At 53.9% G+C, this 14,290-nt stretch carries 12 protein-coding genes; 4 read left to right on the forward strand and 8 right to left on the reverse strand.

Annotated features, from left to right (window positions below; translation table 11 throughout):
• Positions 1-16: 16 nt before the first annotated feature.
• From FOC35_RS12450 to FOC35_RS12460, 3 genes are read right to left on the reverse strand one after another with little or no spacing between them, the layout of a single operon-like run.
• The gene (locus FOC35_RS12450; protein WP_172569044.1) at positions 17-553 is read right to left on the reverse strand and encodes a hypothetical protein; all 537 of its coding nucleotides are present in this window, start codon (positions 551-553) and stop codon (positions 17-19) included.
• A gap of 11 nt (positions 554-564) precedes the next feature.
• Positions 565-1,398: a GTPase gene (locus tag FOC35_RS12455; protein ID WP_172569045.1), complete on the reverse strand. Its 834-nt coding sequence runs from the start codon at positions 1,396-1,398 to the stop codon at positions 565-567.
• Positions 1,399-1,409: 11 nt separating this feature from the next.
• Positions 1,410-2,342, reverse strand: coding sequence for a WYL domain-containing protein (locus FOC35_RS12460; RefSeq protein ID WP_172569046.1), 933 nt, complete (start codon positions 2,340-2,342; stop codon positions 1,410-1,412).
• A 636-nt stretch (positions 2,343-2,978) separates the two neighbouring features.
• On the opposite strand from FOC35_RS12460, the gene FOC35_RS12465 reads away from it, so the two are divergent.
• Entirely contained in the window at positions 2,979-4,505 is a 1,527-nt protein-coding gene (locus FOC35_RS12465; protein WP_172569047.1) for a peptide MFS transporter, read from the forward strand.
• A gap of 138 nt (positions 4,506-4,643) precedes the next feature.
• Here the strand turns inward: FOC35_RS12465 and FOC35_RS12470 are convergent, their stop codons facing one another.
• Both FOC35_RS12470 and FOC35_RS12475 read right to left on the reverse strand, forming a co-directional pair.
• Positions 4,644-5,912 carry a chloride channel protein gene (locus FOC35_RS12470; protein ID WP_172569048.1) on the reverse strand — a complete coding sequence of 423 codons (1,269 nt, stop codon included), beginning with the start codon at positions 5,910-5,912 and terminating at the stop codon, positions 4,644-4,646.
• A 98-nt stretch (positions 5,913-6,010) separates the two neighbouring features.
• A complete protein-coding gene (locus tag FOC35_RS12475) occupies positions 6,011-7,372 on the reverse strand; it encodes an MFS transporter (protein WP_172569049.1) in 1,362 nt (453 codons plus the stop codon).
• Positions 7,373-7,502: 130 nt separating this feature from the next.
• Between FOC35_RS12475 and FOC35_RS12480 the strand changes: the two genes are divergently transcribed.
• On the forward strand, positions 7,503-8,396 hold the full coding sequence (locus tag FOC35_RS12480) for a LysR substrate-binding domain-containing protein (RefSeq protein WP_172569050.1): 894 nt from the start codon (positions 7,503-7,505) through the stop codon (positions 8,394-8,396).
• A gap of 37 nt (positions 8,397-8,433) precedes the next feature.
• On the opposite strand, the gene FOC35_RS12485 is transcribed toward FOC35_RS12480, so the two are convergent.
• Genes FOC35_RS12485 through FOC35_RS12495 form a run of 3 tightly spaced genes read right to left on the reverse strand, consistent with a single transcriptional unit; the run spans position 8,434 to position 11,577 of the window.
• A complete protein-coding gene (locus tag FOC35_RS12485; RefSeq protein WP_172569051.1) occupies positions 8,434-9,996 on the reverse strand; it encodes a DHA2 family efflux MFS transporter permease subunit in 1,563 nt (520 codons plus the stop codon).
• Positions 9,993-11,036 carry an HlyD family secretion protein gene (locus FOC35_RS12490; protein WP_172569052.1) on the reverse strand — a complete coding sequence of 348 codons (1,044 nt, stop codon included), beginning with the start codon at positions 11,034-11,036 and terminating at the stop codon, positions 9,993-9,995. Before FOC35_RS12490 ends, FOC35_RS12485 begins: the two co-directional genes overlap by 4 nt.
• Positions 11,020-11,577, reverse strand: a complete 558-nt coding sequence (locus tag FOC35_RS12495; protein WP_172569053.1) for a helix-turn-helix domain-containing protein — start codon at positions 11,575-11,577, stop codon at positions 11,020-11,022. Before FOC35_RS12495 ends, FOC35_RS12490 begins: the two co-directional genes overlap by 17 nt.
• A gap of 277 nt (positions 11,578-11,854) precedes the next feature.
• On the opposite strand from FOC35_RS12495, the gene FOC35_RS12500 reads away from it, so the two are divergent.
• Both FOC35_RS12500 and FOC35_RS12505 read left to right on the forward strand, forming a co-directional pair.
• Positions 11,855-13,021, forward strand: coding sequence for a methyl-accepting chemotaxis protein (locus FOC35_RS12500; RefSeq protein ID WP_016538074.1), 1,167 nt, complete (start codon positions 11,855-11,857; stop codon positions 13,019-13,021).
• A 365-nt stretch (positions 13,022-13,386) separates the two neighbouring features.
• A complete protein-coding gene (locus FOC35_RS12505) occupies positions 13,387-14,238 on the forward strand; it encodes an SDR family NAD(P)-dependent oxidoreductase (protein WP_254065285.1) in 852 nt (283 codons plus the stop codon).
• Positions 14,239-14,290 lie beyond the last annotated feature (52 nt).

Consider the following 14,290-nt stretch of genomic DNA (forward strand, 5'->3'; position numbering starts at 1 on the left):
CTTGTTCCCGTCCGTTTTAGCGACTTAATTCCTGGCGCTTCTGCTCAAGCTTTTTGCGAGAGTCGAGTAATCTCTGCAACTGTTTCTGGTAGCCCAAAGTCTCATTGATGGCGTCATTGAGTGCTTCTGACTTAGTGAGCTCAACGTCATAGCACGCTTCAAATTGATTGAGATTTTTGCGGGTGCTATCGGTTAATAAAGAGAGGCCGCCGCTGTCTGAGAAGTTTTGTGCCACAACGCGTTTGTACTGTTTACCCGTCTGCAAAATAGAGGCCTTGAACGGCGGAGTAGAACGATAGTGCACGTTAACCCAGCCTTGCAGCGTTATCTGGAAATCAACGCTCCGCCGTTTACCTTCTTCTTTTAAAGCCGCTTTAATCGACTGACGCTCTTCTTGTTTCTCTCGCTCATGGCGTTCGCGCTCTGCCTGTTCACGGCGGCGGCGCTCTTCGTCGTCACCGTTTCCGCCTGAATTACTGTTGTCACTGGATGAGGAGGCTATCCATGCGCCAACGCCCAACACTGCTGCGCCAATTAACCAGGGTAATGCCATTTTATTTCTCCTTATATGGCTGGAAATTGTTTCAGGTTACGTTTCATCCATACCTGGAAATCATTCATTGCTTTATCAAAAGGCCGGAAGCCTTCTCGTACTTCCGTTGTCGTTAGCAGATGCTTCTCGCGTAGCGCTAGTTCGGCCTGCTTTAAGGCCTCAATAAGCTCATCAATGGCTATCCCATGGCGCTCGCGTTTCACCGCACCGGAATCGCGCCTTAGTTGATTGAGTTTTTCTACCAGATCGTTAAGGTGGCTGGCGCGCACCAGGCCATCTTTCTTTAGCGTCATACCAGCATGAAAGCGCGAACCAGAAATGGCATAGCAGCGGGGGTTGAAACCCAGGTCATCCCTGCACTGTTCAAGCATTCTTTTTTTAATGGCCTCAATCTTTTCTTCGCTTTCAACGTCAGATTTACTGAGCACTAAAACAATATTCTCTTCGGCGTACTGTCCGAAAGACTCTTTAAGCTTATGCAAAAAGTCGATTTCGATTTTTTCAAGCTCACCCTGTGGTTGGTGAACAAATAATACAATGTCCGCTTTTGCCGCACCCTGCTGAGCTATCAAATCATCACCGGTATTCGCATCGAGACCGGGCGTGTCGAGAAAGATAAACTCGTTGGTTTCAAACTCTTTTAGCTCAGCGGTTTCACGAATATCGTTGGTACGAAAACATTCGGTTTGAATATGGTTGGTTAACATATTCAGCAGAAAGCTTTTTCCGGCATTCATTAATCCCCATGCGGCAACGACAGGTTTGCCAACGGCGATCTCCTGCCTCAATAAAGTCTCTGCCTGCTGCAATAATTTTTCGTGCAGAGGCTCGTTTGAATCAGCCATTAAGTGGTCCCTCATTCAGTTAATAGATTTGTTAAATGAGATGTCTCAGCATCTTTATGTATGTGCGCTGTGGCTACCCGGGACTGAAAGTCCTTATTAAAATCCTCTTTCAGTACAGCGGGTGCCAGAATGTGAATGTCCGGCAGCCAGTAGCGCAGCCAGCGGAACAGGGTGTGTTTGTCGCTGATAGCGGTTGTTAGCGTCAGGCTGCCGTCTTTGTGGGTTTGTAAGATGCGCTGTGCGGGGAAAAGCGCCCGTCGGGTGACATAGGCCGCGGCATGAGCAGAAACCCAAAGCGTGGCCTCAATACGTTTCCCAAAACGAATACCGGTGGTGGCGTTTAGCTCCTCAATCACTTCCTCATCTAACGCGAAGTGCTTATCAGACAGGCTAAAGCCTTCAATTCGTGCGAGTTCAAAGGCCTTGAGATGGCCATCTTCTACGGCGGCCAAATACCACAAGCCATATTGATTAATCAGGCGGTAGGGCTGTACGGCTCTATTTTTACCGCGGTAGGCATAATGCGTCTCCAGGCGGCCAGAAATTGCTTTATCCAGCTTGTCTATCAGGTCGCTGAATGGGCGATTCTCCCTGCTGCTCGCTCCCTGAATTGTTATGTTCTCTACCTTCTTCATACGCTTACGCAGAGACTGCCCGTCGTTATGCGGGAACAGGTGCGCTACCCCGGCAAAATTAGCGAACTCGGCGAGATGCCCGGCGTGCAGCGAGGGGAGCAGATGCTCGCTCAGTTTGTAACGCCCGTTTGATATTTCATCCAAAACGGGTGCAAGCCGTGCCAGATCGCGGTAAGCCGTTCGTTCCGTTACGCCAAATTGGGCACACAGCCAGTTTTTGTCGATGGCATTGCCTTGATAAAGCGCGCCGAAGGTTTCGCATAGCCGGTTAATAAGCAGGTCGTGTTTCTTGCTGGTGTCGTTTTTCATTTTTGTCCAGGAGCACGCGGTATTGAAAAGCTAACCACCGCAGCGGGAGAAAATTCCTGCTGCCTGATTTGTCTTAAGTGACTCTTTGAGTAGTCATTAACGGCATAAACGGTGAAAACTAAAATCTAAAACACTATCAATTTTGATAGGCCGCATAGGGCTAATGCTACTTCAGAGGTTTGACAGGTGGTGTCAGCGGAACAATCCAGACGAGTATTTCAATAGTTGCCAGGGAGAAAAAGCGTGCGAGGAGTAGACGCTGCATTGCTGCTGCCCATTAGGTTAAAGGCGGACTATTTATAGGTTTTATTGTGGCAGAGGGTAAAGTAAAGATAATTGTTATTAATGCATTGTTTTTAATGATTATTTTAAAAATAATGAACTACTTGATTGTCAATATACAACCCTTCTTTTGTCATCATTTATCGTGAAAAATGCGATTTAAATCGACTTTTCATCTAAAAAGTGGGTAATTGGCAATGAATCCGCTTCGTTACTGAGTGATTTCCTAATGAACTACGCTAAAGTGTCGCTCGCCGCTAATTGTTAGCATTTTGATAAAAACGATACCTGAGTGCTGATTTCGGCGCTTTGATCAACACCGCCTCACAAAAGATAACCAATGGGAGTTCACAGATGAACCATTCTGCGACTAAAACAAAAACCTTTTTCGGGCATCCGTACCCGCTAAGTTCGCTATTCCTCACAGAAATGTGGGAGCGATTCTCCTTCTACGGCGTTCGCCCGCTGCTGATCCTGTTTATGAGCGCCGCGCTCTTACAGGGGGGGATGGGGCTGCCAATCGACCAGGCATCCGCCATTGTCGGGATCTTCGCCGGGGGCGTGTACATAACTTCTCTGCCGGGTGGATGGTTAGCCGATAACTGGCTGGGCCAGCGTCGTGCGGTCTGGTATGGCTCTTTGATCATTGCGCTTGGTCACTTGTCTATCGCCATGTCGGCATTCCTGACCAACACCTTCTTCTTTATTGGCCTGCTGCTGATCGTTCTGGGAACCGGGTTATTCAAAACCTGTATCACGGTGATGGTCGGTACGCTGTACAAAAAAGAAGATACCCGCCGCGACGGCGGTTTCTCGCTGTTTTATATGGGCATTAATATGGGATCGTTTATCGCCCCGTTAATTATCGGCCCGCTGCACGAAAAATATGGCTGGCATATGGGCTTCGGCCTTGGTGGCCTGGGCATGCTGGTCGCTCTGTTCATTTTCCGTTTCTACGCTATTCCACAGATGCGCCGTTATGACAAAGAGGTTGGCCTGGATTCGACCTGGAATCACCCGACCGTTCAGCGCAAAAACGTGGGTAAATGGGTCACGCTGGCGATGGTGCTGCTTGCCGGGCTGGTGGTATTGATTTCTAACGGTACTATTCCGTTTAACCCGACGGTTATCGCCAAAAGCTCCGCTTATATCATCTCAACCTGCGTGGGCATCTATTTCCTGTTTATGTTCTTCTTTGCGGGCTTGACCAGCAGCGAGCGTTCCCGCCTGCTGGCCTGCCTTATTCTGCTGATAGCGGCGGCATTCTTCTGGTCGGCGTTTGAGCAGAAGCCAACCTCTTTTAACATCTTTGCGCGCGACTATACCGACCGCCAGATGGGGGCGTTTGAAATCCCTACTATCTGGTTCCAGTCTATCAACGCCCTGTTTATCATCCTGTTAGCGCCTGTGTTCAGCTGGTTCTGGCCTTCTCTGGCTAAGCGCAATATGAACCCGAGTAGCATGACGAAGTTTGTCATCGGCATTTTGTTTGCCGCTGCGGGATTTGCCGTGATGATGGCGGCTGCAAACCAGGTGCTGGCTACGCAAAGCGGCGTTTCGCCGTTCTGGCTGGTGGGGAGTATCCTGTTGCTAACGCTCGGTGAGCTTTGCCTCAGCCCAATTGGTCTGGCAACCATGACCCTGTTGGCACCGCAGAAAATGCGTGGTCAGGTGATGGGCTTGTGGTTCTGCGCCAGCGCGTTGGGCAACCTTGCTGCCGGTATCATGGGTGGGCACATTAATAAAGAACAGCTAAGCTCAATGCCGGATCTGTTCTCCCATGTTTCTATGGCTCTGGTTATCTGCGCCGTTGTGCTGGCCGCGTTGATTATTCCGGTGAGAAATATGCTGAGAAATGCTGATGCGAATGAAGTGAAATAACGGTTTTTAAGCCTCTCGCCCGGTAGCCTTTGTGGGATACCGGGCTTCTTTCACTCCGCACTATCCGCCGCTATCTGTTTATGCTTCTTTTTGACGAAGACAAGCGCATTGTTTACAAGCAGCAGCGCTCGCGTGCTCTCAGTACAGATACTTCTTATCAAGAATTCGGCAGGTAATAAATGCTCCGGCGGCGCATAGCAGCGCTGGCGCAAAATAACTGTGGTCCATATGGGTGAACTCCATGACCAGCGCTACGGCGGTTATCGGCATCTGCATTGATGCCGCGAGGAACGCCGCGCCGCCAACCAGCGCAAAGCTGCCGATGTCCCCGCCGGGGAACAGCATCTGCCAGAAAATAGCCAGCAGCAAACTCAGCAGGGCGCCAACCGTTAATCCTGGCGTCAGCAGCCCGCCTTCTGCACCCGCGCGGAGTACGGCAAGAATGACCACCAGTTTCAGGGCCAGCAGAATTGCCGCGGCGTAAAAGCCAAGGCCGTTGCTGATAGCCAGCTGCATCGGCCCCTTGCCATTCCCCGGTAGCTGAGGGAACCAGAGGCTTAACGCCGCCAGCAGGGAAAATGCCAGCAGGCAAAACGCCGGCATCTGCCAGTTGGTTTTGACCCGGGTCCGCACGCCCGTGGTCGCCTTGCGGAACAGCCAGGCGGCCACGCCAAGCAGCGGACCTGCGATAATTGCCCAGCCCATAAAGGAATGAGGGAGCGCAAACGAAGTGAAATGATATTGAGATTCGTCGCCTAAACCGAGTGTGGCAACCCATGCCGCCACCGCGGAGGTAATAACCGCCGCCAGCGCTTTTTCCCAGCTAAATGAAAGCAGCAGAACTTCCAGCGTAAACAGCGCGCCCGCCAGCGGAACGTTATAAACCGCCGCCAGCCCGGCCCCGGCACCGCAGGCAATGAGCGTCCTGGCCTCGTTTTCATACAGGCCAAATTTGCGTGCCACAATTCCTGCCGCCAGGGCGCCCATTTCTCGCGGAGCGACCTCGCGCCCGAGCGGGGAGCCGAGCGCTACGGTAATAATTTGCAGCAAGGCGTGAATGGTCGTTGTGCCAGTGGGCATGGGCGTGGAAGGAGAGGCGACCGCGGCGGTAATCGAAACGCGTTTTTTACCGTATCGCGCCAGCAGCCACCAGCCAAAACCGGCAACCGCCCCACCGCCAATAATGGCCGCCAGCCGCCGCAGATTCTGCGAGCCTGTGACGCCCTCAAGGAAAGTTTCGCTGCTGATGAGCCGATCCAGGCTGTAGCCGAAGGCCAGATGCTGAACAGCATGCAGGAGCAGCGCCAGTAACATCCCCGCGATACCGGCCAGCACGCCCGTCAGCAGCACGGCAGCCAGGCGAGCGAGATAGTTTTTGCCGCCAGCCTGTTCAGTTTGCTGAGTCATTATCGGATTCCTTAACGCGGGGAAAGCTGGATGATAAGGGATAAGAATTAAACATTTAGTATAAATGTAGCATTCATCCAGCCGGCGTCATTCAGAGCTTATTTCGCTGCCTGCCGCTCGCCTGTGCACAAGGCAATCAACATGCCGACCAGCGCCGCGCCGCACAAAACGCGGAACACCGCCGCCCAGTCGGTCATAGTCGGGCCGGTGCCAAGAATAACGGAGATCGCGGCCAGCATCATCGCGCCCGCCATATACTGGCTGGTTACCATCAGCGCGCTGGCGCGTCCCTGCTGCTGGAGCGGAACCGCCGTCAGCCCTACGGCAAACATCGCCGGGAAAATTAAACCGTGGCCCAGGCCGCTCAGGGCAATCCCCACAATAAAGATTACGGAAAGCGGATCGTTCAGCGAGATAGACAGCAACCACAATCCCAGAGCAGAGCAGGCAAAGCCGATACCCAGCACAAGCGCGTTGGAATAACTGGCACTAAGGCGGGTATACAGCGCGTTGCCCGCGACAATCAGCAGCGCCAGAGGTGTGAACATCAGCCCGGTGGTGACGGGATCCAGGTGAAGCGTTTGCTGCCAAAGTAGCGTCATGGCGTAAAACTGACTGCCGACGCTTGCCATATAACAGGCGCTGCTGAGCCGGCCGCTTTGCAGGCCCGGTAATGCCCTTAGCGAGCGGGCAAGCAGCGGGCGGGGAGCATAACGCTCATGCAAAACAAAAAGCAGCAGCATGGCAACGGCAAGGCGATTGGCTGAGTAGTCAACTGCGCCGGTTTCGGCATAACGCGTCATCGCCCAAACCAGCGCCCCCGCAGCCGCGCAGCCCACCAGAGCGCCGATCCCGGTGCGGTGCGTTTCTCCGTTCTGGCTCTGCGGCAAATAGTCCCGGCGCACCAGCCACAGCGCAATTAAGCCCGGCGGAACGTTAATAAAGAAGATAGTTCTCCAGTCCAGCGCGGCCAGTATGCCGCCCAGCATCACGCCTGCCACCAGGCCCAGCGCGCCAACCGAACTCCAGATAGCCAGCGCGCGGCGATGAGCCTCGCCGTGGAAACGCTGCGCCATCAGCGCGAGGACCGCCGGTTGCAATATTGCGGCGGCGATCCCTTGCCCGCAGCGGGCAATCAGCAGCATCCCGCCGCTTTGTGCCAGGCCACCCAGGACGGATGAAAGCAAAAAAAGCGCCATGCCAATGCTGAAAATACGGCGCGCCCCGAGCCTGTCGCACAGGCTTCCGCCCAATAACAGCAGTGCAGCAAACGTCAAACCATAGAGGGAGACGACCCACTGCATCTCGCTGAGCGAAAGATTCAATTCATGGGCGAGGGTAGGCAGCGCCACGTACACAATCGCGTAGTCCAGCGCGATCAGCGCCTGAGCAATGCCGGGAGCCAGCAAAGCGATATAGCGCGTGGAGGCGGGCGCTGTCATCGCATTGATTTGAGTCATCGGAGGTTCCTGTTAATCTGTATAGGATGAATAATCCTCATTGGATTATTGCCGTCAGCAACAGGCTACGCCCGGTTTGGTAGGGCAATCAAAATCATATTTTTCAGCAAAAGATGAGTTAAATTCATTCATGAAATTACGCCGATTGCCGCCGCTCTCCGCTATTCGGGCTTTTGACGCCGTTGCCCGCCACGCCAGCTTTAAAGCCGCGGCCGGGGAAATTGGCGTAACGCCAACCGCCATCAGCCACCAAATTCGCGCGCTGGAAGAATCGCTTAATCAGCGGTTGTTTGTCCGTTCCGCGCGCGGCGTGGCTTTAACCGGTGCCGGGGAGATCTTGTTTCGCGCTTCCGGGCATATATTTACTACGCTGCGCGAGGCGGTGGAGGCTATCGATCACATGGCTCTGCCGGGGGCGCTGACGCTCAGCACCACCTCTAATTTTCTCACCAACTGGCTGGTGCCGCGCCTGCCTTCTCTGCATCGCGAGCACCCTGAGCTGGAGCTGCGTTTCCACAGCAGTGTTGAGCTGGCCGACCTGCGCGGGACGATGGCAGACTGCGCGATCCGCTACAGCATGCAGGCGGACAGCGCGCTTGAAAGTACGCTGTTGCATCAGGATAAATTTGTGCTGGTAGCCAGCCCTCAGCTTAAGCTCCACAGCCCGAAGGATTTGGCCGGGCTTACGCTGTTTCATATTGAGAATCGTCATGTGCCCAGCCCCGAACCAAGCTGGCAGCACTGGAAGGAGGTCTTCGGCCCGGCGGATTTAGCCGTGCAGTCGGGGATCCGTTTTGATGATGAAACGCACGCCATCCAGGCCGCCATTGCCGGGCAGGGCGTATTGCTTGCCAGCGAGTTGTTGATTCGCCGGGCGCTGGAGCAGGGGTTGCTGCATATCGCCCTGCCGGGCGCGCTGCCCGGTGCGAATTATTACTTTGTGACCAGCCCTGAAAAAGCGGGCAGGCGGGATGTGCAGGAGTTCAAAGCATGGCTACAGCAGGCGTTTGAAACTGCCGGGTAAAGATATCCCACCCGGCGTTTAACGCCTCTCCGGGATATCACTGTGCCTGCGGCTTTTTCATCAATGGAACCAGCAGCGCGGCAATTAAAAAACCTATCATTATCAGATAAAAAGCATCCGAGAATGCCTGGGTTCGTGCCTCGCGTAGCGCCAGCGATGAGAGATTCTTCAGCGCCCCCGTGGCGGCGGCATCCGGCGATATCCCCTGGGTGACCAGGTTTGCCGTACCACGCTGAACAAAATCACTCATCGCCAAGTTGGCGTTATTTAAATGATCCGCCAGGCGGCTGTAATGCAGGTTTGTTCTGTCGTTAAGTACCGTTCCGCACAGGGCGATGCCGATAGCGCCGCCCAGGTTACGCATTAAATTAAACAGGCCGGATGCCAGCTTCAGGCGGGCCGGAGGCAGGCTACCGAGCGTTAAGGTTACGGTTGGCGCGACGGCAAACTGCTGGGCCAGGCCGCGAAAAGCCTGCGGCAGCAGCAACTGATCGGCCCCCCAGTCATGGGTGATCGGCACGAAGCTGTACATTGAGAAAGCAAAGCCCACCAACCCGGCCATCAGCAGCCAGCGTAGATCGATCCGGTTAGCCAGCCACGAGTAGAAGGGGATAGACATCACCTGGAACAAACCGGTGGAGAAGACCGCCAGGCCAATCTCAAGGGCGCTAAAACCGCGCACCGTGCCGAGATACAGAGGGGTTAAGTAAATGGTGGCAAAAATGCCGACCCCGGCCATAAACGAGAAGTAACAGCCGAGGCTGAAAGTTCTGTCCTGCAGGGCGCGCAGATCCATAACCGGCTGCGGGTGGCGCAGGGTGCGAACAATAAAGACGATGCCGCACAGCAGCGCTATCCAGCCGGTGGTGGTCAGCGTTGCATCGTCAAACCAGCCCCAGCGCGGGCCTTCTTCAAGAGTATATTCCAGGCAGCCCAGCGAGGCGGCCAGCAGCAGAATGCTGAAATAATCCGCCCCCCGCAGAATGGAGGGATTTGGCGAGTCCACCTTTACCAGTAGCGGCACGGCGATGGCGATATAAATGCCGGGCACAACGTTAATAAAGAACAACCAGTGCCAGTTAAAATTTTCAGTGATCCAGCCGCCGACCGTCGGCCCCAGCGTCGGAGCCAGCGAGGCAAGACCGCCAATGGTTGCGGCGGCGATCACCCGCTGCTTTCCCTGGAAGAAAGCGAAGGCGGTGGTAAAAACCAGCGGGATCATTGAGCCGCCGGCCAGCCCTTGTAATGCGCGGAAGGCTATCATGCTTTGGATATTCCACGCCCAGCCGCACAGCAGGCTCATCAGGGTAAAGCCCGCGGCCGAAGCGGCAAACAGCCAGCGAGTCGACATCACCCGCGCCAGCCAGCCCGAAAGCGGAATAATAATGATCTCGGCGATCAGGTAGCTGGTTTGCACCCAGACGGTTTCATCGTCGCCTGCTGACAGGCCGCCGCCGATGTCCCGTAGCGAAGCGGAGACAATCTGGATGTCGATAAGCGCAATAAACATCCCCACGCACATACTGGCGAAGGCGAAGATCTTTTTCGCCATTGGCATTGATATGCCCTGAGGCAGCGGAACGGCCTGGGCGGTACTCATCGGGTGCTCTTTTGATCGACGGTGACAATGACCGACAGCCCCGGACGCAGCACGTCAAGTTTCGCCCCATCGCCTTCCAGAGCTATACGAACCGGCACGCGTTGAACGATTTTGGTGAAGTTGCCGGTGGCGTTTTCAGCCGGAAGAATGCTAAAGCGCGAGCCGGTAGCCGGTGCAAGGCTTGCGATATGGCCTTTAAAAGTGTGGTCTGGCAGCACGTCCGCAACCACGGTTACCGGCTGCCCGGCGCGCATGTGCGCCAACTGGTTTTCCTTAAAGTTAGCGTCAATCCACAGCCCCCCGGAGGGGACCAGCGAAAGTAATTGCGTGCCGCTGCTGACAAACGATCCTGACCAGGCGCGGCGATTTCCGATTACGCCATCAAACGGGGCACGGATCTCGGTGTAGCTGAGATTAAGTTTTGCCAGCGCCAGATTAGCCTGTGCCTGCTCCAGCGCGGCCTGGGTTTGTTTTTCGCGAGCGTCGAGCACCGCCAGTTGGCGTTCGGCTACAGATTTATCCGCCAGAGCCTTGCTTTGTTCTGCTTTGGCGCGGCGGTAATCGGCAGAGGCATTGTCGCGTGTCTGGGCTGAAATAGCGCTCGTCGCCTCCAGCGCGCCGTAGCGGCGGTTATCGTTTGCCGATTTCTCCGTTGCCGCTGTTGCTGCTGCAAGCGAAGCAGAAGAACCCATAATTGTGGCCTGCTGTAGCTGCCTTGTTGCTGCGATATCCGCCAGCGCTGCCTGTTGGGCCGCAACCTCGCCACGGGCTTTTGCCAGCGCGGCCTGATAATCACGATCGTCAATACGAATCAGCAGATCGCCTTTTTTCACCGCCATATTGTCCTGCACGGCTAGCTGCTGAATGTAGCCAGAAACCTTGGTGGATATGGCGCTGATATCGCCGCCAACGTAGGCATCGTCGGTAGACTGCATATAGCGCCCGGCGTGCCACCAGTGGGCACCATAACCTGCCGCCGCCAGAATCGCCGCGCCGAGTACGGCCAGCGTGAGCATTTTTTTCTTACTGGCCGGATTCATTGTTGGCGTCTCTGTAAGGTTCAGGTTGGAATTTCTGCCCGACTTCGCCCGCGCGCTTGCGCAGCAGGTATTCGTGGCGGTATTTCATCATCGGCGAAGCGGCAGGGCCGGGAACCATGGTGTACTTGCCCGGAACGATAGCATCCCCGGTTTGCTTATCGACCATTACCGGCTCTACCGGACGCTGAGTTTCATTTTCTACCAGCTGCATCTGGCGGCCTTCCGGTGAGAAGTGGCGGCTGCCCCATTCGGCCAGCGCCAGCAGGACTATGCGGAAGTCGCGGCCGCTTTGAGTCAGGTGGTATTCATAGCGAGGCGGCGTGCTGCTGTAGCAGACTTTTTCCAGCAGCCCGTCGTCTACTAACTCCTTCAGGCGGCGCGACAGAATGTTTGGCGCGACGTTGCTGCTCTTCTGAAACTCATCAAAGCGGGTAAATCCGGCGAAGGCATCACGCAGGATCATGATGCTCCAGCTATCACCGATGCGGCCGAGGCTGCGGGCGATGGGGCAGGGAGCGTTGCACAGCGGTTCATTTTTCATGGTCTGGCCTGAGGGCGAATGTCATTTGCCCTCAAATTGACACGGTAACTATCAAAATGCAAGTCACTAATCAGTCGGCTTGTGTACGTGCTCTTGCGCAGGTGGAGAGGCTTTGGATATATTGATAAAGGCGGCGTTCTTAATCCAAAAGTGCGGATTAAAAATTCTTTAAGTTGACTTACGGAAGCATATAACTTCAATCTTTTTTGGGCGATGGCTTTTCTATCAATCCAGGTAATAAATAATATACCCCCCCGTGCAAGTCACAGGACTACTTATGCTTAAGAATGCCAGCGTTCGCAGCGTTATTTTCTTCTTTTTAGCGATATCGTTTTTAGTCATCGATTTATTGGCGTTCAGTTTATCCGCGAATCTTTATGTTCTGATAATGTTAAATATTGCCTGGGCAATATTGCTGACCTCTCTCTGGACGTATATGACGATATATCTTGTACGGCCGATTAATAACGTTAAAAGAAGCATAGATGAGATAAACTCCGGGAACTTGTCGGTGCATATTCCTGAGTTTGGTAATAATTGCGCCGGGCGCTTAATTCCCGGCATAAATACGCTTTCCGCCGAAATTACTACCCTGGTAATGGATATTCGTAAATCTTCGCAGTCTGCCAATACATTATCTGAAAATCTGGCGCACCAAAGCGCAACGCTGTCGGTGAAAACCGAGCAGCAGTCGGCGATGCTTATCCAGACCGCTGCCAGCATGGAGCAGATTTCGGCGGGTACCAAAAATAATGCTGAAAGCACCCGCCAGCTCAGCGGTATCACCAGCGGAGCACACCGTTCGGCTAACCACGGCAGCGACCTGATGCAGAAGCTGACCAGCAATATGACCTCGATTACCGACTGTGCCAATAAGATGACGGAAATCATTACCATCATCGACAGCATTGCCTTCCAGACCAATATCCTGGCGCTGAATGCCGCAGTTGAAGCGGCGCGTGCCGGCGAGCACGGAAAAGGTTTTGCGGTGGTAGCGGGCGAAGTAAGAAACCTGGCGCATAAAAGCTCTGAGTCCGCCAAGAATATTAAATCACTGATTGATATTACTAACCAAAACGTATTACAGGGCGCAAGTCTGGTGTCCGAAGCGGAAAAAAATATGAAGGATATTGTTTCCGGGTCGGAAAATATTGATGCGCTAATGGGGCATATATTTATCTCAACAAACGAGCAGGAAAAAGGGATTCAGCAAATTACCAGCGCGCTGTCCGAACTGGAAAAAGCCACCCAGACAAATGTTGCGGTGGTTGAAGAACTGGCCGGTTCTTCCGAAGTGCTGAATAAACAGGTATTTGAGCTGGAAAAAAGAACCAGCACATTACGCCTCGGCGATAATGATGAAGCTAAAGTTGTACAATCGGCGCGGCCCGTGCCGCGCAGGGTGCCAAAAAGAGAAGAAGAGGGGCACTGGCAAACATTCTAAAATGCCGTGTCGGATACAATAAAGCCCTGAGTCTCAACGCTTCGGGCTTTATTGTTTTATCTGCTGCTTGAGTGTGGCCAGATCGCGCTACAAACGCTTCCTGGCGCAATATGCTGCTTTATCGAACGCTCCCCCCTGGTTTTTCCCTTGCCCATCAGAAAAAATTCTGTCTGCATCGGGCTGATAAAACTCATTTTAAATCGCCCCTCCGACTGCCGGGCGAATAAATTTCACCGTCATATATTGCAAATAAAATCGTCAATCTTATAATTGAGTGAGTGGTCAGTCAATTATTGGTTGACCCTAATACACCGCACAAAAGCCTTACCGGCAGCGTGCAGCGCCTGATAACTAAGGGGAAAAAGATGACGTCTAAAACTGAAAAGTGGTTTATCACCGGTGCTTCCGGCGGCCTTGGCCTGGCGCTGACCCGTCGCGTACTGGAAGCCGGGCACACTGTAGTTGCCGCCGTACGTAATCCGGCAGCTCTGGCAGAGCTGAGCCAGCAATTCTCCTCGCAGCTTATTGTTGAGAAGCTGGACGTAACGGATTTTGCCAGCTTGCCGGAAATCGCTAAAAAGCACGCCGACAGCGACATTATTGTGAACAACGCGGGCGGCGCGATTATTGGCGCAATGGAAGAGTTTAGCGAGCAGGAAATCGAGCATCAATTTGCTTTAAACCTGCTCTCCCCGGTACACATTACGCGTGCTTTCCTTCCGGCTCTGCGGGCTAAGAAACAGGGACGCCTGATTTACGTTTCCAGCATGGGCGGGCGCGTTGCTTTCCCCGGCGGTGCGTTTTATCACGCGGCTAAATATGGTCTTGAAGGTTTTGCTGAGACAGTTGCTCAGGAAGTTGCTGAATTTAATATCAAGGTGCAAATCATCGAACCTGGCTCGATTAAAACCAACTTCCAGGCCAACGTGCGCTGGACCGAAGAAACCGCGGCCTACAAAGACGGCACCGTGGGTCAACTACGCCGCTGGATTGCCGAGCACGGTGAGGATAGTAATTCAGGTGACCCGGTTAAAATGGCGAACGCCATCTATACCCTGAGCCAGCAGCCGGAACCGGAATTGCGTACCGTTCTGGGCGCGGACGCCTTCCAGATCCTTAAAGGCAGCTACCAAAAAAGCCTGCAATCTCTGGAGTCGCAGCAGGAGATTTCCGTCTCCGTCGCTATTGAAGGCAAAACCGGGTTTATTCCCGAGTAACACCGTTCCTCCCGCAAACGGCGGGAGGAAAGCAAAGCTAAAATCCAGGCGG

This window comes from Cedecea sp. FDAARGOS_727 (assembly GCF_012273235.1).
Taxonomy (GTDB): Bacteria; Pseudomonadota; Gammaproteobacteria; order Enterobacterales; family Enterobacteriaceae; genus Cedecea; species Cedecea davisae.

Excerpts from the sequence above, each read along its gene's own strand:
- FOC35_RS12450 (WP_172569044.1), bottom strand. The coding sequence starts at position 553 with ATGGCATTACCCTGGTTAATTGGCGCAGCAGTGTTGGGCGTTGGCGCA.
- FOC35_RS12455 (WP_172569045.1), bottom strand. The coding sequence starts at position 1,398 with ATGGCTGATTCAAACGAGCCTCTGCACGAAAAATTATTGCAGCAGGCA.
- FOC35_RS12460 (WP_172569046.1), bottom strand. The coding sequence starts at position 2,342 with ATGAAAAACGACACCAGCAAGAAACACGACCTGCTTATTAACCGGCTA.
- FOC35_RS12465 (WP_172569047.1), top strand. The coding sequence starts at position 2,979 with ATGAACCATTCTGCGACTAAAACAAAAACCTTTTTCGGGCATCCGTAC.
- FOC35_RS12470 (WP_172569048.1), bottom strand. The coding sequence starts at position 5,912 with ATGACTCAGCAAACTGAACAGGCTGGCGGCAAAAACTATCTCGCTCGC.
- FOC35_RS12475 (WP_172569049.1), bottom strand. The coding sequence starts at position 7,372 with ATGACTCAAATCAATGCGATGACAGCGCCCGCCTCCACGCGCTATATC.
- FOC35_RS12480 (WP_172569050.1), top strand. The coding sequence starts at position 7,503 with ATGAAATTACGCCGATTGCCGCCGCTCTCCGCTATTCGGGCTTTTGAC.
- FOC35_RS12485 (WP_172569051.1), bottom strand. The coding sequence starts at position 9,996 with ATGAGTACCGCCCAGGCCGTTCCGCTGCCTCAGGGCATATCAATGCCA.
- FOC35_RS12490 (WP_172569052.1), bottom strand. The coding sequence starts at position 11,036 with ATGAATCCGGCCAGTAAGAAAAAAATGCTCACGCTGGCCGTACTCGGC.
- FOC35_RS12495 (WP_172569053.1), bottom strand. The coding sequence starts at position 11,577 with ATGAAAAATGAACCGCTGTGCAACGCTCCCTGCCCCATCGCCCGCAGC.
- FOC35_RS12500 (WP_016538074.1), top strand. The coding sequence starts at position 11,855 with ATGCTTAAGAATGCCAGCGTTCGCAGCGTTATTTTCTTCTTTTTAGCG.
- FOC35_RS12505 (WP_254065285.1), top strand. The coding sequence starts at position 13,387 with ATGACGTCTAAAACTGAAAAGTGGTTTATCACCGGTGCTTCCGGCGGC.